This is a genomic window from Nocardia vinacea NBRC 16497 (assembly GCF_000308835.1).
GTDB lineage: Bacteria > Actinomycetota > Actinomycetes > Mycobacteriales > Mycobacteriaceae > Nocardia > Nocardia vinacea.
This window is the reverse complement of sequence record NZ_BAGN01000307.1, coordinates 1-682: the sequence shown is the minus strand read 5'-3', so window position 1 is coordinate 682 and position 682 is coordinate 1. Positions and strand designations below refer to the sequence as shown.

Genomic DNA, 682 nt, shown 5'->3' with positions numbered 1-682 from the left:
ACACACTGCCGCCCAGATCAGCACCGGCCTGCGCACCAGCGCCGACAGCGCCACCCAGACCTGTGGACAAACCGCCGCCCAGCTCGGCACCCGTCTGCGCCCCGGCATCGACAGCGCCGCCGAGACCCGTGGACAGGCCGGCACCAAGATTGGTCCCCAGTTCCGCGCCGCCACCGACCGCGCCGCTAAGACCTGTGGACAGATCAGTACCTGCCTGGGCGCCAGCGCCTGCCGCGCCTTCCAAACCGGTTGACAGACTCCCACCCAGATCCGATCCCAGCTGTGCACCGCCGCCGAGCGCGCCACCGATTCCGGTGGACAGGCCGGTTTCCAGACCACCGGACGCCTGAGCGCCCGCATCAACAGCACCACCCAGACCGGTGGACAAGCTGCCACCCAGATCGGTCCCCGCCTGCGCACCGGCGTTTACCGCGCCGGTCAGGCCTGTGGACAGATCAGCATTCGCGTCGGCCGCGGTGCCGATTGCACTGGAGAATCCGGTCGATGCCTGGGCACCGGCGTCCAGTGCGCCACCCAGGCTGCCACCGAGATCGGCGCCCGCGTCGACGGCGCCGCCGAGCCCGGTCTCCAAGCCCGAAATCGCTTGTGCCCCTGCACCAATCGTGCCGCCGAGACCAGCACCGAGATCCGTACCGAGCTGACCACCCGCCCCCACAGCACC

The 682-nt window shown here is 70.2% G+C and carries 1 pseudogene; it reads right to left on the bottom strand.

Annotated features, from left to right (window positions below):
- Positions 1–682 (bottom strand): annotated as a pseudogene (locus ON44_RS33615) (IniB N-terminal domain-containing protein); the annotation flags it as partial.